The organism is Psychromonas hadalis ATCC BAA-638, from assembly GCF_000420245.1.
Taxonomy (GTDB): Bacteria; Pseudomonadota; Gammaproteobacteria; order Enterobacterales; family Psychromonadaceae; genus Psychromonas; species Psychromonas hadalis.
In genome coordinates, this window is sequence record NZ_ATUO01000001.1 from 33,615 (window position 1) to 56,211 (window position 22,597).

The 22,597-nt window shown below is 39.4% G+C and carries 24 protein-coding genes; 5 read left to right on the forward strand and 19 right to left on the reverse strand.

The genetic code is table 11. From position 1 onward, the window contains the following. Window position 1 precedes the first annotated feature (1 nt). The gene (locus tag G322_RS19540) at window positions 2-1,402 is read right to left on the reverse strand and encodes a S8 family peptidase (RefSeq protein ID WP_022939778.1); all 1,401 of its coding nucleotides are present in this window, start codon (window positions 1,400-1,402) and stop codon (window positions 2-4) included. A gap of 195 nt (window positions 1,403-1,597) precedes the next feature. Here G322_RS19540 and G322_RS0100135 point away from each other — a divergent pair, with 195 nt between their 5' ends. Then, window positions 1,598-3,478: a methyl-accepting chemotaxis protein gene (locus G322_RS0100135; protein WP_022939779.1), complete on the forward strand. Its 1,881-nt coding sequence runs from the start codon at window positions 1,598-1,600 to the stop codon at window positions 3,476-3,478. Here G322_RS0100135 and G322_RS0100140 read toward each other — a convergent pair whose 3' ends face one another. Then, the gene (locus G322_RS0100140) at window positions 3,479-3,883 is read right to left on the reverse strand and encodes a hypothetical protein (RefSeq protein ID WP_022939780.1); all 405 of its coding nucleotides are present in this window, start codon (window positions 3,881-3,883) and stop codon (window positions 3,479-3,481) included. Between the two features lie 100 nt (window positions 3,884-3,983). Here G322_RS0100140 and G322_RS0100145 point away from each other — a divergent pair, with 100 nt between their 5' ends. The 3 genes from G322_RS0100145 (at window position 3,984) to G322_RS19545 (ending at window position 6,066) form a co-directional block, all read left to right on the forward strand. Further along, window positions 3,984-4,262, forward strand: coding sequence for a peptidylprolyl isomerase (locus G322_RS0100145; protein WP_022939781.1), 279 nt, complete (start codon window positions 3,984-3,986; stop codon window positions 4,260-4,262). 100 nt (window positions 4,263-4,362) lie between these two features. Next, complete coding sequence (locus G322_RS0100150) at window positions 4,363-5,601, forward strand: hypothetical protein (protein ID WP_022939782.1); 1,239 nt, start codon at window positions 4,363-4,365, stop codon at window positions 5,599-5,601. A gap of 45 nt (window positions 5,602-5,646) precedes the next feature. Beyond that, window positions 5,647-6,066, forward strand: coding sequence for a methyltransferase family protein (locus G322_RS19545; protein ID WP_022939783.1), 420 nt, complete (start codon window positions 5,647-5,649; stop codon window positions 6,064-6,066). Window positions 6,067-6,337: 271 nt separating this feature from the next. Here the strand turns inward: G322_RS19545 and G322_RS23160 are convergent, their stop codons facing one another. Beyond that, window positions 6,338-6,481: a hypothetical protein gene (locus G322_RS23160; RefSeq protein WP_022939784.1), complete on the reverse strand. Its 144-nt coding sequence runs from the start codon at window positions 6,479-6,481 to the stop codon at window positions 6,338-6,340. 77 nt (window positions 6,482-6,558) lie between these two features. Between G322_RS23160 and G322_RS0100170 the strand changes: the two genes are divergently transcribed. Continuing rightward, complete coding sequence (locus G322_RS0100170; protein ID WP_022939785.1) at window positions 6,559-7,341, forward strand: DUF2189 domain-containing protein; 783 nt, start codon at window positions 6,559-6,561, stop codon at window positions 7,339-7,341. A 71-nt stretch (window positions 7,342-7,412) separates the two neighbouring features. On the opposite strand, the gene G322_RS0100175 is transcribed toward G322_RS0100170, so the two are convergent. The 16 genes from G322_RS0100175 to hisD form a co-directional block, all read right to left on the reverse strand. Further along, window positions 7,413-7,634 carry a hypothetical protein gene (locus G322_RS0100175; RefSeq protein ID WP_022939786.1) on the reverse strand — a complete coding sequence of 74 codons (222 nt, stop codon included), beginning with the start codon at window positions 7,632-7,634 and terminating at the stop codon, window positions 7,413-7,415. Between the two features lie 133 nt (window positions 7,635-7,767). Continuing rightward, entirely contained in the window at window positions 7,768-8,682 is a 915-nt protein-coding gene (cyoE, locus tag G322_RS0100180; RefSeq protein ID WP_022939787.1) for a heme o synthase, read from the reverse strand. A gap of 10 nt (window positions 8,683-8,692) precedes the next feature. Next, window positions 8,693-9,697 (reverse strand): COX15/CtaA family protein, encoded by a 1,005-nt coding sequence (locus G322_RS19550; protein ID WP_022939788.1) that lies wholly within the window; start codon window positions 9,695-9,697, stop codon window positions 8,693-8,695. Between the two features lie 13 nt (window positions 9,698-9,710). Then, window positions 9,711-10,208, reverse strand: coding sequence for a hypothetical protein (locus G322_RS0100190; RefSeq protein WP_022939789.1), 498 nt, complete (start codon window positions 10,206-10,208; stop codon window positions 9,711-9,713). Beyond that, window positions 10,201-10,929, reverse strand: a complete 729-nt coding sequence (locus G322_RS0100195) for an SURF1 family protein (RefSeq protein ID WP_022939790.1) — start codon at window positions 10,927-10,929, stop codon at window positions 10,201-10,203. The genes G322_RS0100190 and G322_RS0100195 overlap by 8 nt, the downstream gene beginning before the upstream one ends. A 3-nt stretch (window positions 10,930-10,932) precedes the next feature. Further along, complete coding sequence (locus G322_RS0100200; protein WP_022939791.1) at window positions 10,933-11,820, reverse strand: cytochrome c oxidase subunit 3; 888 nt, start codon at window positions 11,818-11,820, stop codon at window positions 10,933-10,935. A gap of 56 nt (window positions 11,821-11,876) precedes the next feature. Beyond that, on the reverse strand, window positions 11,877-12,395 hold the full coding sequence (locus tag G322_RS0100205; protein WP_022939792.1) for a cytochrome c oxidase assembly protein: 519 nt from the start codon (window positions 12,393-12,395) through the stop codon (window positions 11,877-11,879). Beyond that, window positions 12,392-13,975: a cytochrome c oxidase subunit I gene (gene ctaD / locus G322_RS0100210; RefSeq protein ID WP_022939793.1), complete on the reverse strand. Its 1,584-nt coding sequence runs from the start codon at window positions 13,973-13,975 to the stop codon at window positions 12,392-12,394. The genes G322_RS0100205 and ctaD overlap by 4 nt, the downstream gene beginning before the upstream one ends. Further along, entirely contained in the window at window positions 13,975-15,531 is a 1,557-nt protein-coding gene (gene coxB / locus G322_RS0100215) for a cytochrome c oxidase subunit II (RefSeq protein WP_022939794.1), read from the reverse strand. Before coxB ends, ctaD begins: the two co-directional genes overlap by 1 nt. Window positions 15,532-16,233: 702 nt before the next feature. Further along, on the reverse strand, window positions 16,234-16,848 hold the full coding sequence (gene hisIE / locus G322_RS0100220; protein ID WP_028866313.1) for a bifunctional phosphoribosyl-AMP cyclohydrolase/phosphoribosyl-ATP diphosphatase HisIE: 615 nt from the start codon (window positions 16,846-16,848) through the stop codon (window positions 16,234-16,236). A gap of 5 nt (window positions 16,849-16,853) precedes the next feature. Continuing rightward, on the reverse strand, window positions 16,854-17,627 hold the full coding sequence (hisF, locus tag G322_RS0100225) for an imidazole glycerol phosphate synthase subunit HisF (protein WP_022939796.1): 774 nt from the start codon (window positions 17,625-17,627) through the stop codon (window positions 16,854-16,856). 77 nt (window positions 17,628-17,704) lie between these two features. Continuing rightward, window positions 17,705-18,442 carry a 1-(5-phosphoribosyl)-5-[(5-phosphoribosylamino)methylideneamino]imidazole-4-carboxamide isomerase gene (hisA, locus tag G322_RS0100230; protein ID WP_022939797.1) on the reverse strand — a complete coding sequence of 246 codons (738 nt, stop codon included), beginning with the start codon at window positions 18,440-18,442 and terminating at the stop codon, window positions 17,705-17,707. 1 nt (window position 18,443) lies between these two features. Further along, window positions 18,444-19,043: an imidazole glycerol phosphate synthase subunit HisH gene (gene hisH, locus G322_RS0100235; RefSeq protein ID WP_022939798.1), complete on the reverse strand. Its 600-nt coding sequence runs from the start codon at window positions 19,041-19,043 to the stop codon at window positions 18,444-18,446. Beyond that, complete coding sequence (gene hisB / locus G322_RS0100240; protein WP_022939799.1) at window positions 19,040-20,110, reverse strand: bifunctional histidinol-phosphatase/imidazoleglycerol-phosphate dehydratase HisB; 1,071 nt, start codon at window positions 20,108-20,110, stop codon at window positions 19,040-19,042. The genes hisH and hisB overlap by 4 nt, the downstream gene beginning before the upstream one ends. Window positions 20,111-20,119: 9 nt before the next feature. After that, window positions 20,120-21,205 (reverse strand): histidinol-phosphate transaminase, encoded by a 1,086-nt coding sequence (gene hisC / locus G322_RS0100245; protein WP_022939800.1) that lies wholly within the window; start codon window positions 21,203-21,205, stop codon window positions 20,120-20,122. A gap of 79 nt (window positions 21,206-21,284) precedes the next feature. Beyond that, window positions 21,285-22,574, reverse strand: coding sequence for a histidinol dehydrogenase (gene hisD / locus G322_RS0100250; RefSeq protein WP_028866314.1), 1,290 nt, complete (start codon window positions 22,572-22,574; stop codon window positions 21,285-21,287). Window positions 22,575-22,597 lie beyond the last annotated feature (23 nt).

A 22,597-nucleotide genomic window follows, 5' to 3' on the forward strand; every position in this document is an offset into this window, starting at 1 on the left:
ACTAGTGAAAATTATTAATATATAAGAAACCTTCAGTATGTGGAAAACCACCACGAATAGAAAATGTATTATTGTTGGTCTCCTCTTCATTTAACAGCAATGCCTCACGTGCATTAATAAATGCAGAATAATCAGCGCGATTCGGGTAAGCTTTTAAATAGAGTGCGACAGCGCCTGCTACATGTGGCGAAGCCATGGATGTGCCACTGATTGTCTCATATTTGTTATCTTTCCAAGTGGAGAGAATGCCCATGCCGGGTGCTGAAATAGCAACAGGAAAAGAGTTATGTTGATGGCCCAATATTGTGCTTTTATTCCCCCAGTTGGACCATGATGGCCAACCAAATTGTCCAGTAACGTTACCATTGCTATCAGTTACTCTACCAATGGCTGAAACTGCGATGCTACTATCATCATAAGATGCGGGTTTTTTGGTGCTTGCGTCAACGCCTTCATTACCAGCTGCAACCACGAAGACTGCGCCGTGCTGTGTTGCACGACAGATTGCTTCATGGTAGCTATCTTTTCCTTGGTATGAGTCTGCGGAGCAAATACCACTTTTACTACCATTACCACCTATAGACATATTAACAACATAAGCAACATGCATATCTGCCATATAAGCTGCCATTTTATCAATGCCACTAATAATACCTGAGGTGTAACCTGAGCCACGACTATCGAGTACTTTCACTGCATGTAAGATAACTTCAGGCGCTACACCTATTACGCCAAAGGCATTGTTTTCCGCTCCTACTGTTCCTGCCACGTGTGTGCCGTGGCCGTTATCATCATCCCAAGCTTCTCGGCAGCTACTTTTTTTACCTTTGCCTTGGCAAGAAATGGTTGTAAAACCTACTCCTAAGTTTTGTAAGTCTTCATGGTTAGAATCAATACCTGTATCAATAATAAACAGATGGATTCCTTCTGCCTTGTTATCTGCTGCAAGCCCTATTCTTTCAATACCCCATGGTGTCTGTTGCGTTGACTCTTCACTCGGTGTAATCCCACAACCCGGTCCTGTTGGATTATCTGTACAGCGTGGCGCTTTAAGTGTTTTATTTGGTCGCAAAGGGAAATGCTGTAGCTTATCTACTTCAATATATTTAATGCGTGGGTCATTACTTAGTGTGGCTAATCGCTTATGTGATAAATTTGTTGAGAAACCATAAAGTACATTACCAAAGCTATGTTTGGCTTTTAAGCCCATAGAGAGTGCAATATTGGAAGCTTGATTACGCTTGTTTTTTCCTTTATCAATGTTGTAATTATCATTGAGCACTACAATCACTTTAATTTTGTTATCTAAAAGTTTTGAGTTATCCGAAAATAAACTGGGCGAGGCGATAAGCATTAAAAGTAGCAGAAAAAAGGGCCGTATATAAGGAAGGTAAATAGACATGTTCTTTCTCCTGTTTATTAAAAATTAGATTTATGAACCGCACCCTCAAGTATAGTATTGCAGTTGACCATTACAGTAATATTTTTTTTGACTAATAAAGTATTTGCTTATTCATCAGTAATCTATTAACTGGCAATAAATTTTATTCGTTCTAAGCTCTGCTTAGGAATTGGTTTATAGATCAGGGGTAAAAATATGAAAGTTGCGGTTAAAGTTGTATTAGTTTCTTCGCTGGTACTTATTATTGCGATTAGTTCACTCTCTCTTTTTCAATATAAAGCGATAACAAGTACGTTGCGACAACAATCAAGTAATGCGATTGAGGAATCTAGTGATGCGCTTGCTCAGCAAATTACTAATTGGCTTAATGGTAAATTAGAGATCATTGATTTGATGTCACAGGTGATAGATGCTGATTTTAATGCATCAATGATTCAAAAAACATTTAATAGCCCGTTATTAAAAAAGAATTTTGTACTTATCTTTGGTGGTTTAGCCACTGATGGTAAAGCGATAACAAATGATCCCTCTTGGAATCCTGAAAATTGGGATGCGCGGAAAAGACCTTGGTATGATTTGGCTAAATCATCTGATCTTGCAAAAATCACAGAGCCATATGAAGATTCGGTGACCAAAGATATTTTAATCTCTGTGGCTGCTAATTTAACGGATAATGGTAAGTTTATGGGGGCATTCGGGGGGGATTTAAGTCTTAAAACAGTGTCTGATTCACTTAATACACTCACCTTTAATGACGCCGGTTATGCTTTTTTAGTTACTAAAAGTGGCAATATTATTAGCCACCCAGACGGTAATTATAATGGTAAAAATTACAGTCAGCTGTTTGCTGGTAAAGCACTGACATTAGATAAACATATTCAAGAGGTCTCTGTAAATGGTAAGACTTTATGGGTTAGTTTTACCGCATTAAAAAATCTACGTGGTATGGCGTGGTATATCGGTGTTGTCGTTGATGAAAGCATTGTCATGAAAGATGCTAATGCGATGGGATTACAAACCTTAGCGGGTGTGATCATCAGCCTCCTGATTAGTATTATTGCATTAAGTGCGGTAATGAAAAAAATACTACAACCAATTGGTCTGTTATCTGAGTCTTTGGTTGAGATTAATAGTGGCAACGGGGACTTGACTAAACGATTACCCATTATTTCTCGTGATGAGTTTGGTGATGTTGCTGAGCAATTTAATATTTTCGTGGGAAATTTACAGGTTATTATTTCCAAAGTAAAAAACCTTGCTTCTGAAGTGGATCAAAGTACAGAATTAGTCAGTACTGAATCTGAAAAAGCGTCTAGAGAATTAGATCAACAACTCACTGAGCTTGACCAGCTGGCAACGGCGATGAACCAGATGGCTTCAAGTGCGGTTGAAGTAGCAAGTAATGCTCAAGCTGCTGCGCAATCTGCCACCACGGCAGATCAAGAAACAGCAACGGGTGTTGCTATTGTTTCTAATGCAACAGATTCCATTAATAAACTAGCGATACAGATGGAAAAAGCGGTTGACTCTGTCGTTGAATTGGCTAATTTTAGTAATAATATCGAATCTATTTTAACGGTTATTACCGCTATCGCAGAGCAAACGAACTTACTAGCACTTAATGCGGCCATTGAAGCTGCACGTGCGGGTGAATCAGGTCGTGGTTTTGCAGTTGTTGCTGATGAAGTACGCTCTCTTGCATCTCGTACCCAAGAGTCAACCAGTGAAATCCGTTCTATGATTGAGCAGTTACAAGCAGGGGTACGCAAGGCTGAAACGAATATTAAAGAGAGCCGTGAAGTCGCGATAACCACCTCCGAAGAGGCGAGTAAAGCGAATGAAGCGTTAGAAATTATTCGCACTGCAATCGTGCAAATTAGTGATATGAATTTACAAATTGCAGCCGCAGCTGAACAACAATCTGCGACTTCAGAGGAGATAAATCGCAATACCACTAATATTCGAGATATCAGTCAAAATGTTTCTAACGGAGCGCAGCAACAGGTAAAATATGCGCAATTAATGAAACAGCAGGTAGCAGATCAAGATACTCAACTTAATAAATTTAAAGTGTAATTAGCTTTGAATAAGATAAAACTCAAAGATCTCTTGTTGCTCCGCAGCCTCCACAATCGCTTTGATCATTAAAGCAAAGCCGGCAGGTTGTGGGCGTTTTTTTCTTATCTTTTGCCACAGTGTAACTTCGGGTGTTTCTGACTCAACAAACTGTTTTAAATTGGCAATATCATCGTTATTAAAACGAAACAGTTGTGCGTCATAACGGTGTGTTTCGGGGTTAACTGCTAGCCATTCATAATTTTGCTCAAATAATACTTTTTGCTGATCGTAGGCGATATAAAGTGTTTCACCAATCCCTGTTATTGCAGGTATATCAGTTAATTCAAAAGCGGAGTATTCACCTGTTTCATCATTTGGTAACGCGTAAATGATATTGTCATTATTGGTAATATAGCGTTGCATATGTTTATCCTAAAAACTTTGCAGAAAGGTTAGATCATAACAGTTAGTGCCCATGTTACAATTACTTCATTGAAGATTTAAAACAACTTTAGAGGTTATTATGGCTAGAACTGTTGCCGCATTACACATTTTGGTAAAGCACAAAGAGCAAGCTGAAGACATTCTTGCACAGCTTAAAAAAGGAGCAAAGTTTCAAACCCTTGCAAAAAAACACTCCAACTGTCCATCGGGAAAAAAGGGGGGGGATTTAGGTGAATTTAAAAAGGGACAAATGGTACCCGCTTTTGATAAAGCTTGCTTTACGGGTGAGATTTTAACGCCATTATTAGTAAAAACAAAACATGGCTGGCATGTGCTAAAGGTACTTTACAGGACCTGATTAACACTTCTTAACTATCAACTTCTTGAATTATATTTATTAATTTGAATTTCACACTGAAACACAGCATATTAAACAAATCTAAAAAAAAGGAATTGATATGCTGTTGTATGAACCTACAGATAATAGAAAACTGAATATCAGCTATTCATTAGCCAATTTGACTGACTCAACAAGCAGGTTACAGACAGGGATTACGGATAACTTTGCAACAATGTCATTGTCTAAGCTAATCGGTGGCGGTATTAAGTCTATAGATGAACTGAATGCTGCTGAGCAGTGTTTACGAGCACTGATCTTTCATGAAACTGTTGTACGACAGTCTCCATGTGTCACAGTGGACAATTTATTTTCACCTGAATTGGAGCTGGATAAGTCTCCAGTACATTTATCTGACTATCTAGGAACTGACATCATCAAGCACTATGTCGGTAATATTAACAATCTCAGAGGCTTCACTGACGAGAAACAGGCAATGGCCGAAATTTCTCGAAGAAATGAAAAGAATAAGCAAAAAAAGGAATTACATCGAAAACATGGATTTACTGAACCAGTATTTTCTTATTCATCTGATAGCTGCCCATTAGGGTACGTAGCTAACAACATAACTGATTACACAAGATCTTGTTTTGCGAAAGACTTAAGTCTTCAATCTAGATTTATACTTCCAATCGCTCAAACCAAGCTATCCTCTTATATTTCATATCCATTTCTGTTGAATAACTTTGAAAATACAGCTCTGAACCAAGAAAAGGTATATCAAGCAAAAGAGTTTTTTGGCTCTATTGATGATGTGTGGAAGTTATATAATGAGAAGCTAAGAAACCAAATCGAATTTTCAACACCAGTATTTTTGAATATTGTTTTAACTAGAGCATCGAACAAAGATGACATTGGTAGAGTGATTCTTGAATTGCGAGATGAGTACAGAGGTGCTAGAGCAGAGCTTTGGAGACATTTTGATAATGCTGATGAGTGTGATTCTAAGGACATTCTTATAGACATCGAGGATATAACTAAACGGATATTTAATGAGTCATTGCTTTCAAGTTCTAACATGAAACTCGTTGCATCTCTTGATAACAGGAAGAGATTTGTTTCTTACTTGACTGCTGGAGCTATACTTTTCAGTGTGGCTGACGCTGGTACTGCAATGGCAATACTTGCTCTTACGAATGCATATTTGAATAGTTTAACTGTTGGAAATTCAATGAATATGACGGCAGCACGCCTGACGGTTCAACATATACAGCAACTGAATCAGGAAGGACTTTTTACTAAGTTCTTCACACCTCAAGAAATACGCGATATTGAATGTTCATTAAGAAATTATAGTTAAATGAACATATTACGAAGGTACTTTATCGCACTTAGGAGAACATTTATGGTTTATGTGATTGCACAGTTTTCCCTATTAGCAGTGATCGCATGGCCTATCACTAATTTACACTTTTCTATTATTGGGCTGTTATTAATTTTTATTGCCATAGTGGTCGCTGTATGGACCTTAATGACCAACAAACCAGGGAACTTTAATATTCGGCCTATTCCTAAAATAACGGGTGAGTTGATCACCCATGGTATCTATCGTTATATTCGTCATCCAATGTACAGCTCCCTCTTTTTTGCTGGCTTAGGTATTATTTTTTGTATGCCTATCTGGTGGAAGTTAGTTGCTTGGCTATTGTTAGTGGTCACATTAATTTTTAAAGCGCGTTTTGAAGAGAGGGCATTGGTTAAGCATTATGTGGGTTATCAAGCTTATCAAAAAAATAATAAGGCTTTTATCCCCTTTATTTGGTGATTTTTTTACTATTATTAAATTGACCTTATTTCACTTGCTTAAAAATGTAACTACCCGTTAAGTTGTCACTTCTTTGCATTTTATGAGTCGCTAAATTAACGGTAACTACAGCTGTATCCTATTAGTTTGAAAATCATTTAAACTTTCTGTAATTATTTTATTAGATAACTCTCTAATTTTTTTGTATAAAACTGTATAGCTGGACTATTATTGACTAATACAGAGCATCAAAGGCGAGACTGTCATTGTTTATGCATTGCAGTTATAAGTGTTATGTATCGATTATCTCATTTTTTATTTTAAGTGAGGTAACCCTAATATAAATATTGTTAGTTACCGAGCTTTCAACATTGCTCAATTTTTCAAGCTGAAGATACTCGCTAAGCTGATAGAGTGTTGCTAACATCATTTTCATATTGAAATTTCCAACAGGCAGGAACTCAACCACTAGAACTATTGTTACCAATTACCTACTTTCATTAGGAGAATAATATGTCAATAAGTCAAGCCGTGTACAACCATAAAAAACAATACGCTAGAACTATAGAGTGTAATAAATTAGATGTTTTTTCCCCATTCCATTGGTTAGCACTTGCCGTTGATGATTTTTTTGCGACCCCATTTATCAGCATAGGTTATGGTTTGATTTTCAGTATTATCCCATTTAGCGCACTATATCTATTTTCCACTGAAGCTAATCCGATGTTTCTTATTCCTATGATAGTGGGGCTTACCTTGATAGGGCCAATTTTTTCCTCTGCTTTATACGATGTTGCGTGGGAATTAGAAAAAGGCCATTCACCTACATTTAACCATAGCTTTAAGTCTCTGTTGAGGAATCAAGTGGGGTTATGGGGATTCGCTGTCATATTGTTATTACTGTTGACATTATGGATTCTTTTGGCTGGGTTAGTCTTTGCGCTTTACCCTAGTGCCTCTGAGCCTACATTAATTGAACTATCCGCATTTCTGGGATTAGGCTCCATCTTAGGAGCTATATTGTTGGTTGTCGTGCTGGTTATTTCTGCTTTTACGCCACAAATTATTATGGAACGCCATGTAGACATAATGACTGCAGTTTTCAGCTCTGCACATGCGGTGAAAAATAATCTTTTAGTTATGTGTGTATGGGGAGTGATTATTTTAGGCTCAGTGACAGTTGGTTTTTTAACTTCTGCAATAGGTTTTATCATTATTATGCCCCTTTTAAGCTTTGCTAGTTGGCATGCATATATTGCAACCATTAAAACCAAAAAAACGCGTAGCTTTGAATAAAGAAACAACACAGATAAACCTTCCACAACTATTCATCAAACATAAAAAAGCCTGCTTGTGCAGGCTTTTTCTTAACGTTGGAACTCTTTATCGCGATAATGCGGATCTGTCCAACACTCTGGTAAACCTTCACCAGAGAGAAATAATAACGATGACTTATCAAAAACCTCCACATCTTGTAACTCTTCTCCTGCTTGGTATCGGCCATGAATTTTAGTTTCAAAAACATCACATAGTTCATCAAAGTTGATAACTTCAACTCGATCACCATTATTTTGTGTCTGTAAAAACATAATTACCTCGGTATCAGTGCATCTTGATATTAGTATAGTATGAATTTAAGATGTAAATGATAATTGTTTGTAACTATTAATCAGTGATGCATTGTTATTATTGCTTAAACCTCTTACTGCCACTAAATGAAAATTAAATTAATAATTTATCGATAAAAAAGGCAATAAATAACAGCGTTAAATGTAATATTGAGAATTTAAACAGAGCAAATGCATTACGATTATGGCTGGATACTTTTAATAGTATGGCTTTATAGATAAAGATACCATTGAGTATAAGTGCACTAAATAGATAGATATAACCTGACATGTGGATTAAAAAGGGTAATACGCATACTAGGGTTAATAAAACTGTGTAGAGCAGCACACATGTTTTAGTGTACTCAATACCGTGTGTGACGGGTAACATGGGAATATTTGCTTTAGCGTAATCCGCTCGGCGATGAATTGCGAGTGCCCAAAAGTGTGGCGGCGTCCAAGTGAAGATGATCATCACTAAAATCCAGGGCTGTGCCGATAATACGCCAGTTTCAGATACCCAGCCTAATAAAGGTGGCATGGCACCCGCGAGCCCTCCAATGACGATGTTTTGAGGGGTAGCACGTTTTAAATACAGGGTGTAAACCACTGCGTAACCTAATAACGCAAATAAAGTTAAATACGCAGTGAGCCAATTTGCAAAAAACACTAATAAAGCAAAACCACATGTCGCTAATAACCCTGAAAAGAGTAATGCACGATTGCGAGATACTCTTTTCTTTACAATAGGACGGTTTTTAGTGCGTGCCATGATGGCATCAATGCGACTATCAACGATATGGTTGATGACTGCCGCACTACTTGAAAGCAAGCCTATGCCGAGTAAACTGAGCAGTTGCTCAATGTATCCTCGGCCCATATCTGGCGCTAATGCGGCCCCTATTACGGCAGTGAGCACTAATAGGGCGATTACTTTAATTTTACACAGTTCCAAATAGTCTTTTAGTTTCGCCGATTCATTATTCTCTGATGGTATGGTCAATTTGCTGTGTGTTAATAGTTGTGCCATCTTAATCTCCTCATTGTGCTTGAACGTTGTTATTGCTGTTTTTACTGAGTGCATAACTTAAGCGTATTAAGCTCATTAATAATAATGCAGCGCATAGGTTATGTGCCAGTGCCATTAATAAGGGGAAATGCCAAAAAACCATCATCACGCCTAACAAAACTTGGCTAATCATTAATAAAGCAACCCATAACGCACAGTTTTTAATGTGTAAATCAACATTGCTTAGGTAGACGCTGATGATAAATGTGAATACCATTAAAGTGGTTACAATGGCCCAAAAACGATGAAAAAGGTGAATAGACAAACGTGCTTGTGCCGGCAGCACCCCAAACTCATAATGACTACTTACGGGCAGTTGCCAAATACTGTCAAAAGAGAATTGTTGCCAGCTGTAATCACTATTAAAACCATCACAGAAGGGCAGTTCATTACAAAATGACGCCGCGTAATTTGCACTTAACCACCCCCCTAGCGCTATTTGGCTTAACAGTAAAAAAATCAATAATAGGCTAACTACAAATGTCATGTTTATTGATGATCTCTGGTTCGCATTTTGGTTATTAAGATTAAGCAATAATAGCCAGATTAAATTGAGCACCAAAAAACCACCTAATAGGTGAGCCACTACAATTAAAGGTTGTAATGACATCGTTACCGTTAACATGCCAAGGGTTGCTTGAAATAATACTAATATTAATAATAGAGAGCTTAAGATACGCGTTGAGCGGTAAGCCTTTAAGCATAGGGAGCTAATAAAGATAATTAAAATAAGTAGACCTAAACTCCCCGCAACATAACGGTGGATCATCTCTTTCCACGCTTTTTCCGTGTCTAACAAACCTAATTCAGGTGGCACTTGATTAGCATTTGGCACCGCTAAAAATCCATAACACCCTGGCCAGTCAGGGCAACCTAAACCGGCGTTGCTTAAGCGCGTATAAGCGCCTAATACAATGACAACGATTGCTAATAGCAAGGTGAATTGCACTAACCTTGGGTAATAATTATTTTGCAAATTCACTCTCCGGTTAAGCACTACGGGCAAATTTAAATAACTTTTTCAGGTCTTTAATTAGGCCTATTTTAATTAAACGGTTTTCTTCTGCGTTGTCAGACAAGGGGTAAGCCAACACTATCAAACCAAATCGATCAATTAAGTAGAGAGTATTAACCTGTAACTCTTTATGTTGCAGTGGGTAGCTTTTTATCCCTGATACAGTTGCCAAACTACCTAACAGCACCAAGTCTACCTTGTCCTTATACTTACCTAATGCGTTAGCTACTTGTTGCATTTGCTGTTGGTTGTTTAGGCATTTTTTCCCGCATTTTTTTACTGTTTGCTGTGCAATCGACCATTGTTTCGGTTTTATTAGTTGCCAGTCCTTGAGGGTGATTTGTTGTGTTAAAAATGTACCGTTATTGACTTGTTGCACCGGAGACCAATTTATTTTTAATAAAATAAAGGCTAACAATAATGGCGTAACAAAGCTCAGTACAAATAGCGTTAATACTTTTTTATTATTCAAGTTGATCCCCTAAACGTATGCGGTTTTTGGTAAAAGGTTTAACCGCAAAGATAAACACTACCAGTGCGGCGATAGCGAGCAACAACCACTGTAATGCATATGCAAGGTGTTTCTCGGGTGGCATGACCACCGGTTTATAATGAGGCTGTAATGAAAATTGAGCTCTGCTACTGTAGGCAATGAAATCAATGAGCTCGGTTGCACTTTCTTGTTGCATGATAGTCAAATCGATATATTGAATTCGTTTCGGCCAAGGTGCATTATTTGCGACTTGTTTCTGTAGATAAAACCCCGCTAAATCCCCTTGTTTTAATTGCACTTGTAATGTAATTTTTTGTGTTGGTAAGTTAACGATGGCTTTGTGTGCACGGCTTTGTGGTGCTTTTACCCAACCTAAATTTACAATCATCGCTTTGTTACTCTGTGCGGGATAAAAAACAGCTAATACATCAAAGCCCACTTGTTGCTTAAAAACGCGGTTATCTAATAACCAATATTGATCACTTAATAAGTGTCCACTGAGTTGCATTTTAATCCCTGTTTTATTCAAGCCATTAGGTAAAAACTGCAAGTCACTCCAGCGTATCGTGCCTTTAGCCTGTAATGCACTGATATTGTCTAATCGTGTTTGTTTATCTTGTGCGCGATTATGTTGCCAATTAGCCAACATTAAACAGGTGACAACCACTATCAGGGTTAAAGATGAACTTAGAATCGGCATAACTTAGACAACATAAACGATGAAAAACAAGCATATCCACACGATATCAACAAAGTGCCAATACCAACTACCTGCCTTTAGCGCAAAATGATGCTGTCCATTAAAATGCCCTTTAAGAATACGCAGCAAGGCAATAAACAAAAGTATTAATCCTAGGGTCACATGCAAACCATGGAAGCCGGTTAATAAATAAAAGGTATTACCATAAATGCCCGATTGCAGTGTTAACCCCAGCTCATGGTAAGCATGGATATACTCATTGGCTTGCAAAAATAGGAAACAAATACCGAGTAATAAAGTGATCGCCATAAAGCCTTTTAATCGCGGTCGGTTATCTTGTTGCATCGCTTTTTCGGCAAAATGTAAGGACACTGAAGAGGTTATTAATATTAGAGTGTTAATAAGTGGTAGGCCTTGCCAGCCCATTGCTTGGGTCGTTTCACCTGCAGGTGTCTTTAATAATGGCCAAAATGACTGAAAATCGGGCCATAAAATTTGTTGCGTCATGACATTATTTGAAGCGCCACCTAACCAAGGGACGGAAAAGTTTCGTGCATAAAACAAAGCGCCAAAGAACACAAAAAAGAACATCACTTCTGAAAATATAAACCACAGCATCGCTTGCTTAAAGGAAATATCCATTTGTTTTGAATACAGTCCATTACTTGATTCAGTGATCACATCTTTAAACCAAGAAAACAGCATAATGAATAATATGGCGAGTCCAAGCACTAATAAAAATATGCCGGAAACATCACTTTTATTGAGTTGCATAATGCTGAGACCACTGCCTAGGGCAACAAAAAAAAGCGCAATGGCACCCAAAATTGGCCAGGGACTTTGCGCAGGCACGTAATAGCTTGGTGGTGATTTTTTATTTTCAACTGACATAAAATCCCCTGTTAATTTTAAAATTAGTGATAATAAGGTGTCTTAATAGTTACTGATTAAATGTTGTCAGTAATATCAAACAGCGTATAAGATAATGTCATCTCTTCAATTTCAATGGGCAGTGCTTCATCAATATAAAAAAGTAATGTCATCTCTATGTTTTCATTTGCTTTGAGGGCTTGTTGCTCAAAGCAAAAACATTGCACTTTATGTAAGTATTGGGCTGCAACACCGGGACTCACGGAGGGGATGGCTTGAAACACGCGGTCTTGGTTACTTAAGTTACTGGCGATAAAGCTCACTTTATTCATTTCCCCAATATTGACGGTCAGCCTTTGGTTTTTAGTGTTCACTTTAAAAGGGGAGCCTTCTTTGGCATGTGTTAAAAAATTCACATCAACCTGTTGTGTCGTATTTATCGAATCACTGATCGGTGCTTTTTCCATGGACGGTTTGCCATTAAGCCCGGTCACCTGACAAAATACGTCATATAACGGGACTAAGGCAAAGGCAAAAGCAAACATGAATACTGAGCTTATCACTAAGCGTTTTAGCAAAGGCCGATGTTGATTCATTTGACCTCCGGTGGTGTTGCAAAGGTATGATAGGGTGCTGGAGACGCGACTTGCCATTCTAAACCTTCAGCGCCATCCCAGACCTTAGCAGGCACTTTTTCTCCACCTCGAAAACATTGCACAACACAGTAAACAAATAACAGCTGTGATAAGCCAAAAGCGAAACCACCTAAACTGATGATCATATTAAAATCAGCAAACTGCAGTGCATAATCGGCGATGCGTCTCGGCATGCCCGCAAGTCCTACAAAATGCATTGGAAAGAATAAAACGTTGACACTGATTAATGATAGCCAAAAATGTATTTTAGCTAAGCGGATATTAAACATATGACCAGTCCATTTTGGCAACCAAAAATAGACACCCGCAATAATGGAGAATAACGCGCCTGTTACTAATACATAGTGGAAATGCGCCACTACAAAATAGGTATCGTGATATTGAAAATCTGCTGGTGTTATTGCGAGCATCAACCCGGAAAAACCGCCAATAGTGAAAAGAACAATAAAGGCGATTGCAAATAACATCGGCACTTCAAAACTCAGAGACCCCCGCCACATTGTTGCAATCCAATTAAAGATTTTTACACCGGTTGGAACGGAGATAAGCATGGTGCTATACATAAAGAATAGTTCTGCAGCTAATGGCATACCCGTAGTAAACATATGATGTGCCCAGACAATAAAAGATAAAAAAGCGATAGACACAGTGGCATAAACCATTGAATGATACCCAAAGAGTTTTTTGCGTGAGAAGGTGGGAATGATGGTCGAAATAATGCCAAACGCGGGCAAAATCATAATGTACACTTCGGGATGGCCAAAGAACCAAAAGATGTGTTGGAACATTACTGGGTCACCGCCTCCCATTGCATTAAAGAAACTGGTGCCAAAATATTTATCGGTTAATACCATGGTGACGGTGCCGGCTAATACGGGCATGACGGCAATTAATAAAAAGGCGGTGATTAACCACGTCCAGACAAATAATGGCATTTTCATTAATGTCATGCCCGGTGCGCGTAAATTAAAGATGGTAACAATGATATTAATTGCACCCATGATTGAACTGATACCCATTATATGTATTGAAAATACAAATAAAGCGGTATTATCGTTACTATAAGTTGTTGAAAGCGGAGCATAAAAAGTCCAACCAAAATTTGGGCCTCCGCCGTCCATAAACAGTGAGCCAATTAAAATAGAGAAGGCAAAAGGTAAGATCCAAAAACTCCAGTTATTCATGCGTGGTAAGGCCATATCTGGCGCGCCAATCATCAAAGGAATCATCCAGTTGGCTAATCCTACAAAAGCGGGCATTACTGCGCCAAATACCATTATTAAGCCATGTACTGTGGTCATTTGATTAAAAAAGTTTGGTTCGACTAGCTGTAATCCGGGTTGAAATAATTCGGCGCGGATAACCATTGCCATGCCACCACCAATAAATAACATCAGTAATGAAAAGCCTAAATATAATGTACCGATGTCTTTATGATTAGTGGTATATAACCAACGTTTAATACCTGAAGCTTGGTAGTGTTCAATCGACTCATTTTGCTGCTGTTTTGAATCATTCATTATTCAGCTCCTTTGATTTGATTATTGACATCTGACGCTTGAATAACTTCACCAGAACGCCCCCATGCATTACGTTCATAAGTAATAATTGCGGCAATGGTTGCTGCCGATAATTTATCTTTAAAGGCCATCATAGCGGTCAACTCTTTGCCGTTTAAGACAAGTTCAATGTGTTGCTCAATCGGGCCTTCTATCATTGCGCTGCCTTTTAAAGCTGGGAAGGCCCCCGTTAAACCGAGTCCGCTTGCTTGATGGCACATCGCGCAATTCTCAAGATAGGCTTGCTCGCCGAGTTGCATGAGTTGTGACTTATCAAGGTCAACGAGGGGATCTTGTGATGCTGTATTATTGGTCGATTTTTTTTCTGTGGGTATTTCAATAGCGAGTGTCGGTTGTGATGCTTTGACAGGTCTGTCAGCACTCGGTTCATTTACTTGAACATCTCTAGGTTGAACAACATCGCCTGAATTAAGACCCCACGCATTACGCTCATAGGTAATAACAGCTGCAAGTTGTTTACTTGATAGTTGTTTTGAAAATGCTTGCATTGCACTGCCAGGTTTTCCATGGAGAACAATATCGATATGTTGTTGTACATCACCGCTAGTTATCGGGCTATCTTTTAAAGAAGGGAACAACCCCGGTAAACCTTGGCCAGTAGATTGGTGGCACACAGAACAATTGGCTTCATAAACATCTTTCCCTAAGGCCATTAACTCATCCATGTTAAAGCTGACGTCTTTTAACGCGTCCTCTTGTTGTGCTTGTTGTGATGCTAATTGTTGCTGCTCAATTAACCATTGCTCAAACTGCTCTGGACTACGCACATCAACGACAATGGGCATGAAAGCATGGCTTTTACCACACAGTTCAGCACATTGACCACGGTAGATGCCTTCAATATTTACATTTGTCCACGCTTCATTGATAAAGCCCGGTACCGCATCTTTTTTGACTGCAAAATCAGGGATCCACCAAGCGTGAATGACATCATCGGAGGTAAATAAAAAGCGTACTTTTTTACCTGTAGGGATCACTAAGGGTTTATCGACTTCTAATAGGTAGGTCTCACTTTTTTGTTGCTGATTGGTTATTTGTGACTGAGGGGTTGAGATAATAGAGTAAAAACCAAGGTCTAATGTTTGCTGACCATAGGTTAAATATTGGTAGTGCCATTTCCACTGCGAGCCTGTCACTTTAATGGTGAGGTCTGATTTGCTTGGATCTTCCATTCTTATTAACGTTTGCGTGGCTGGGATCGCCATAGCGATCAGAATTAAAACGGGAATCGCGGTCCATAATATTTCTACTTTTGTACTTTCATGGAACTGTGCTGCTTTAGCACCTTTGCTTTTTCGATGGTTGACAATAGACCAGAACATCACTGAGAACACTAATAATGCAATGACACAGCAAATGATAAAAATGGTCATATGTAATTGATAAACATCTTCACTGATATCAGTGACCCCTTGACGCATGTTGATGGCACTATTAGCGAATGCAATCTCAGGTAAAAAAAATATCAAATAAGCAACAGCGCGAACAAGAGTCATTCCTTTCTCCTCGGGTGTTTCATTATAAAATGGCTTAATTTGTGGTTGTTTAATCGTCTATTAAAGGTTCTATTTGGGATTCTAAAAAATTATATAAATCAACTGATGAATAAATAAATAGTCAAGGAACGAAAAATGTGCAAGTTTTAATCAATTTAAAACTAAGTACTTAGCGCTATGTTACTTAATAGAGTGATTCAGTGTGTTGACGAGGTTGAATGAATAAAGAGGCATTAGATTAGCTAGAGATACCCTTTGCAGGATAAATACTTTGTTACAGAAAAAGTGTCAAGGAAAACGTTAATAGGGTTAAAAATCAATGGGTTACCTTAATTTAACTAGAGGTTGTTATTGTGCTTTTAGGTGTTTTAGTCGCTGTAGCGGTACCTAAATTGGTGAATTTAAGTCGTGATGTAGGTATCTAAGATGTACTTTCATACTAATTACAACTAGTGATGGGATATTGGTTATAACCAATAAAATGCACCTGTATCAAACATGATATCTGTGTCGTAGGAAATTCTAACAGGAGTACTCTATTTACCCATTCAACGCAAGTGAATGGACGGGTAAATTATACCTATTATTACCATTTTTCTGATGGCGAATTGCCTAGTGTAGACGGTGTTTGTTAAAAATAGAAAAGGAGAACGATTGTTCTCCTTTTCTGAAACTAAACAGCTTAATGCGTAACAGGTAAATTTATTTGCTATGGCGTTCCTGCAATTTTGCTGCCACATCTGCAAGTTGTAAACCTTCATTTTGCAATAAAACCGTTAAGTGATAAAGCAAGTCGGCACTCTCACAAGTCAGTTCATCCCTATCTTTTGCCATGGCAGCCAGTGCAACTTCTACACCTTCTTCACCGACTTTTTGGGCAATACGTTTTGTACCACGTGCATACAATGACGCGGTATAACTGCTTTGTGGATCAGCGCCTTTACGACTTTTAATCACTTGTTCTAAATCTGCAATAAAGGTAAGTGCAGGTTGTAGTTTACCTTTAAAGCAGCTTTCAGTGCCAAGATGACAAGTAGGGCCAATAGGCTCAACAATGGCAAGCAGAGTATCGTTATCGCAGTCGGTGCTGATTTCAAGTACGTTTAAGAAGTTACCTGACTCTTCACCTTTACACCATAAACGCTGTTTAGTGCGACTAAAAAAGGTCATTTTACCTGACTCAAGTGTGGCTGCTAATGCTTCTTGGTTCACGTAACCGAGCATCAATACTTTACCTGAGGTACGGTTTTGCACGATGACAGGCATGAGGTTATCTACCTTTGCCCAATCAAGTGCATTTAATTGTTCTATATTCATTAAGCTCATAGTCTAATCTCTACCTGTTGTGTTTTAAGGTAAGATTTTAACTCACCAATATTAATTATTTGTTTATGAAATACACTGGCCGCTAATGCGCCATCAACATCCGCTGTCTTAAAGACGTCTGCAAAATGAATCATTTCACCTGCACCGCCAGAGGCGATTAACGGGATAGTACAAATAGTACGCGCTTGGCTAAGTTGCTCGATATCGTAACCACAACGTACGCCATCTTGGTTCATTACGTTTAATACAATTTCCCCCGCGCCACGTGATTGTACTTCTTTGATCCAATCAAAGGTATTCCATTTTGTGGTGACCGTTGCTTTCTCATTACCGGTAAATTGTTTTACTTGGTGTTGGCCTGTCGCTTCATCAAAGTAAGAGTCGATACCAATAACAATACACTGTGTGCCAAATTTTTCTGCTAAACGGTTAATTAAGCTAGGATCGGCAAGCGCAGGGCTATTGATAGATATTTTGTCTGCACCAAACTCTAAAATGCGTTTTGCATCCTCGATAGTTTTAATGCCACCAGCCACACAAAAAGGGATATCAATCACCTCTGCAACGCGTGATACCCAGCTTTTATCCACAACACGATCGTCAGAGCTTGCAGTAATATCGTAAAATACTAATTCGTCTGCGCCCTCGGAGGCGTAACGTTTAGCAAGTGGCACAATATCTCCGACAATTTCGTGGTTACGAAACTGAACACCTTTTACGACCTGTCCATCTTTGACATCAAGACAAGGGATAATTCTTTTTGCTAGCATCTAATTAACTCCTTTAATTGTATCGTAAAAGGAAACAACTCTTTGCGCGTTCCTATTTTTTACGTCTAAACAAGGACTTATGCGTTTTGCCAACATTGGATCGCCTCCTTGACGGTAAATTTACCTTCTAGCAGTGCACGACCTACGATAATACCTTGCGCACCAGAGCGTGCAACATCAGCGATATCATCCAGTGAGCCAATGCCACCCGACGCCTGCCATGCGACAGTTGGAAAAGCAACTACCATCTCTTTGTACAGGGAGACGTTAGAGCCTGTCAATGTACCGTCTTTCGAGATATCAGTGCAAAGTACATGCTTTAAACCCACTTTTAGGTAGATTTCAAGCAGTGATTCAATGGTTTGACCACTGTCTTCTTGCCAACCTGAAACAGCAACGATTTTGTTACCGTCTGCATCTATATTGATATCCAATGCTAAAACAATATGCTCTGGGCCATATTTTTCCATCCAACCTGCGACCATTTCAGGGTGTTTAACCGCTGTTGAGCCGATAACTACGCGGTGCGCGCCAATATCGAGTAGACCTTTAACATCCTCTTCAGTGCGTACGCCACCACCAATTTGTACTTTTGCTGGGGTATTTTTAATCAGGCTTTCAATGACGCTCAATTGGCGTTTAGTAATATCTTTCGCACCGTCTAAATCAACAAGGTGTAACCAATCAGCGCCTTGTTCGTTATAGAGTGTGTATAAGCTTTGTGGATCATCACTATAAACAGTTTTTTGTGCGTAATCGCCTTGGTATAAACGAACTACTTTACCGTCGATTAAATCTAATGCTGGGATAATCATATTAAAGCTCCAAAAAGTTTTTGATTAACTGAGCGCCTACTTTCCCTGAGCGCTCTGGGTGAAATTGCACCCCGTAAAAATTGTCTTTGTTGACCGCTGCGCTAAATGCTTTGCCATAGTCGCAACTGGCGATAGTATTTTTATTCACTGGCAGTGCGTAGCTATGGACAAAATAGAAATAACTGCCTGCGGGAATATTTTTAAACAGAGGGTTATTCGCCTCTGGTGTGACTTGATTCCAGCCCATGTGTGGTAAGCGCAGAGGGGCTACGTCCATTTTTTCAATCACACCATCAATAAGGCCTAATGTTGTAATTATTTTCTCATCACCAAAAGACTCCTCTGAGCTTTCTGCTAACATCTGCATGCCTAAACAGATGCCTAAAACAGGTTGAGTCAGTTTAGAAACTTGAGCGACTAAATCGCGCTCTACAAGATTACTCATCGCCTCTTTTGCGGTGCCAACACCAGGAAGAAACAGTTTTTGTGCATTTTGTAAAATGATTGGATCTTTACTTACTGTAACGTCATAACTTAAACGCTCAATGGCAAAGCGTACAGATGAGAGGTTAGCGCAACCGGTATCAATAATAACGATCATAAAACACCTTTACTTGATGGCATTTCAGTACCGACAATCTTTATGCTTTGGCGTAGTGTACGGCCAAATGTTTTAAACAGACCTTCAACCATGTGGTGCGCATTGCCATTTTCAACCTCTAAATGTAGCGTCGCACGCATCGCTTGTGCTAGTGAGTAAAAGAAATGTTCAACCATCTCCGTTGACATCGTGCCCACTAATTCACGCGGAAAATTGGCTTTGAATTTAAGGTAAGGACGCCCAGAGAGATCTAATGTACAGCTTGCTTTGGTTTCATCCATTGGTAATACAAAACCAAAACGGCCAATACCACGCTTGTCTCCTAGTGCGATATTCATCGCTTCGCCTAACGCTAATGCAGTATCTTCAACGCTGTGGTGATCGTCAATATGCAAGTCACCTTTAACGCTAACCTTCATTTGGAAACCGCCGTGTGTGGCGATTTGATCCAGCATGTGATCAAAGAAACCCATGCCGGTATCGATACTATTTTCACCACTATTATCTAAATCTACAAAGACGTTAATATCGGTTTCGTTGGTTTTACGTGTTACGGTTGCTGTGCGCCCAAGCGAGGTTAACTGTTTAACAATGGCTTTCCAGCCCAGTGTCTCTTTATTATAAAGAATGCCAGTAATGCCCATGTTTTCAGCAAGGCCGATATCAGTATGGCGATCGCCAATCACAAAGGAGTTTTTATGATCAATGCGCCCCGATTGCAGATACTCTTTAACCATACCTAAATGGGGTTTGCGGCATGAACAGTTATCACTTGGGAAATGTGGGCAAAGTAGCGTCGCTTCAAAGTGTACACCCTGTGATGCGAAGATCTCGATCATCTTATTTTGTGGAATATCGAAATCACTTTGTGGATAGCTTGTGGTGCCTAAACCATCTTGGTTTGAAACGATCACTAAGACATAACCTGCATCTTGCAGTGTTAAAAGACTTGGGATAACGTCAGGTTCAAAAACCAGTTTTTCTAGGGTATCTACCTGCTTATCACTGATTGGCTCATCAATTAACGTACCGTCTCTGTCGATGAAAAGAAATTTTTGTTGACTCATTTTGGTTTCCTACAGTGCGTTTAATATGTTGAGTGTTTTTTGCATCTCATTGACATTACCAATGCTGATACGAATACAATTTTCAAGACGTTTTTTGCTCGCAAAATCGCGCATGATAATGCCGTTTTCGCTAAATGCCTGCCAAACTTTTTTAGAGTCTGTAAAGCGTACTAAAACAAAGTTACCCGTTGCCGGGAATATCTCTGTAACACAAGTTAATTGTTGTAATGCGTTGGCTAAAACCATGCGGTTATTATTTAAAATCACCACTCGCTCACGCATTATCTCAAGTCCTTGTTCCGATAGCGCTTGCGTTGCAATTTGTGCTACTGGATCAGGCACGGGGTAAGGCGCAATGACTTTGCTCATCATCTCAATAACAGACTTCTGTGCAAGGGTAAATCCACAGCGAATAGAGGCCAATGCAAATGCTTTGGAGAGGGTACGGGTGATCACTAAGTTTTCGTGACTGTTAATAAGATCAGCTTGGCTAAATTCAGGGCAGAATTCGATATACGCTTCATCGGCAACAATCAGTGCTTTGCCTAATGTGGCTTGTAATAGTTTAACCAATTTTTCTTTGTCTAACATGTTCCCTGTTGGATTGTTTGGCGCGCATAAAAACACAATTTTAACGTGGCTATCGGCTGCATTAACGGCTTGCTCAACGGCGCTATAATTAACATTAAAGTGCTCATTTAACGCGATTTCATCTACTTGTACCCCACATGTTTCTGCGCTGATTGCATACATACCATAAGTGGGTGGACAGATTAAGATGCGGTCGATTTTCTCCTCACAAAAAGTACGAATTAATATTTCGATGCTTTCATCTGCGCCACGTGTGGTCAGAACTTGTTCTGTGGTGATTGATGCACCGTGGATTGATGCGTAATGTGCATAAGCGTTCATTAAAGCAGGGGGCTGAAACTCAGGGTAACGATTGAGGTTACTTGAGTCTAATTGATATTCACTGCAATCTGGGGCTTCATTGGCATTTAACCAAACATCACCTTTACCACCAATACGGCGCGCAGAAAGATAAGGCGTTAATGCTTGTATATTTTCACGGGCGAGTTGTTTTATATCACTCATCTTTTTATATTCCCTATACTGATAAATGTGACGTAAATGTGGGAGTAAGTTTTATTACTCCTTTATTGATCTTATGCATTTATCTATTAAGTTTTTCGATACGTATAGTAACCGCACGTTTATGGGCAGTTAATCCTTCTGCATCAGCCAGACAAATTACCGTTGGTGCAAGTCTGCGCAGCCCTTCTTTGGTTAGCTCTTGCACCGTGTAACGTTTCACAAAATCAGCGAGTCCAAGGCTTGAGTAGGTACGTGTATAACCGTAAGTAGGTAATACATGATTGGTACCACTGGCGTAATCACCGACTGACTCAGGTGTCCAAGCACCTAAAAAGATAGAGCCCGCATTTTTAAATTTTGCTTGCAGTGCGCGTGGATCTTCGGTTTGTACAATAAGATGCTCTGGCGCATAACGGTTAGATATTTCAATTGCTTCATCAATATCAGCACAAACAATGCTCACGCTATGTGCAATGGCTTGTTCAGCAATCTCTTTACGTTCTAAAACGGCTAACTGTTTTTCAATTTCTAATGCCGTTTGTTTTGCGATGTTAGCGCAAGGGGTGACTAAAATTGATTGTGAATCATGGCCATGCTCCGCCTGAGATAATAGATCTGCAGCAATAAAGGCAGGATCTGATTCTTTATCTGCAATGACTAATACTTCTGAAGGTCCTGCTGGCATATCAATGGCTGCGCCTGCAAAATCGTTGCTGACTTGACGTTTTGCTTCGGTAACAAAGGCGTTACCCGGACCAAATATTTTATCAACACAAGCAATTGTTTTTGTGCCATAAGCAAGGGCTGCAATCGCTTGCGCGCCACCGACAGTGTAAATTTCAGTGACGCCACACAGCGATGCTGCATATAAAATTTCATCAGCAATCGGTGGTGGGGTGCATAACACCAAGCGGGTACAACCTGCAATTTGTGCGGGTGCACCGGTCATAATAACGGTTGAAGGCAGTGGGGCACTGCCACCTGGAATGTATAAACCAACAGATTCAATCGCTTGGGTGTGCATTTCACAGACAACACCAGGCATAGTTTCAACGCGGATCACATCTTGCACTTGTGCTTGATGAAATTTAACGACTTGATCATATGCCGTTTTAATCGCGTTTTTAATCTCAGTGCCTAAACGTGCTGTTGCTTGTTTGATATCAGCTTCAGTTTTAGTGAAATTATCACCTTCAAACTTATCAAAACGCTTAGTGTATTCAAGCAGGGCGCTATCACCTCGCTTGCGAATTGCTTTAATAATCTCTGCAACGGTATTACCTAATGTTGCAGAATCTGCCATTGCAGGACGAGCAAGTTGTTGTGCTTGTTCATCGCTTGATAATTCAGCCCAAATAACGGTTTTCATTCCAGTTGGCTTCATTCCAGTAG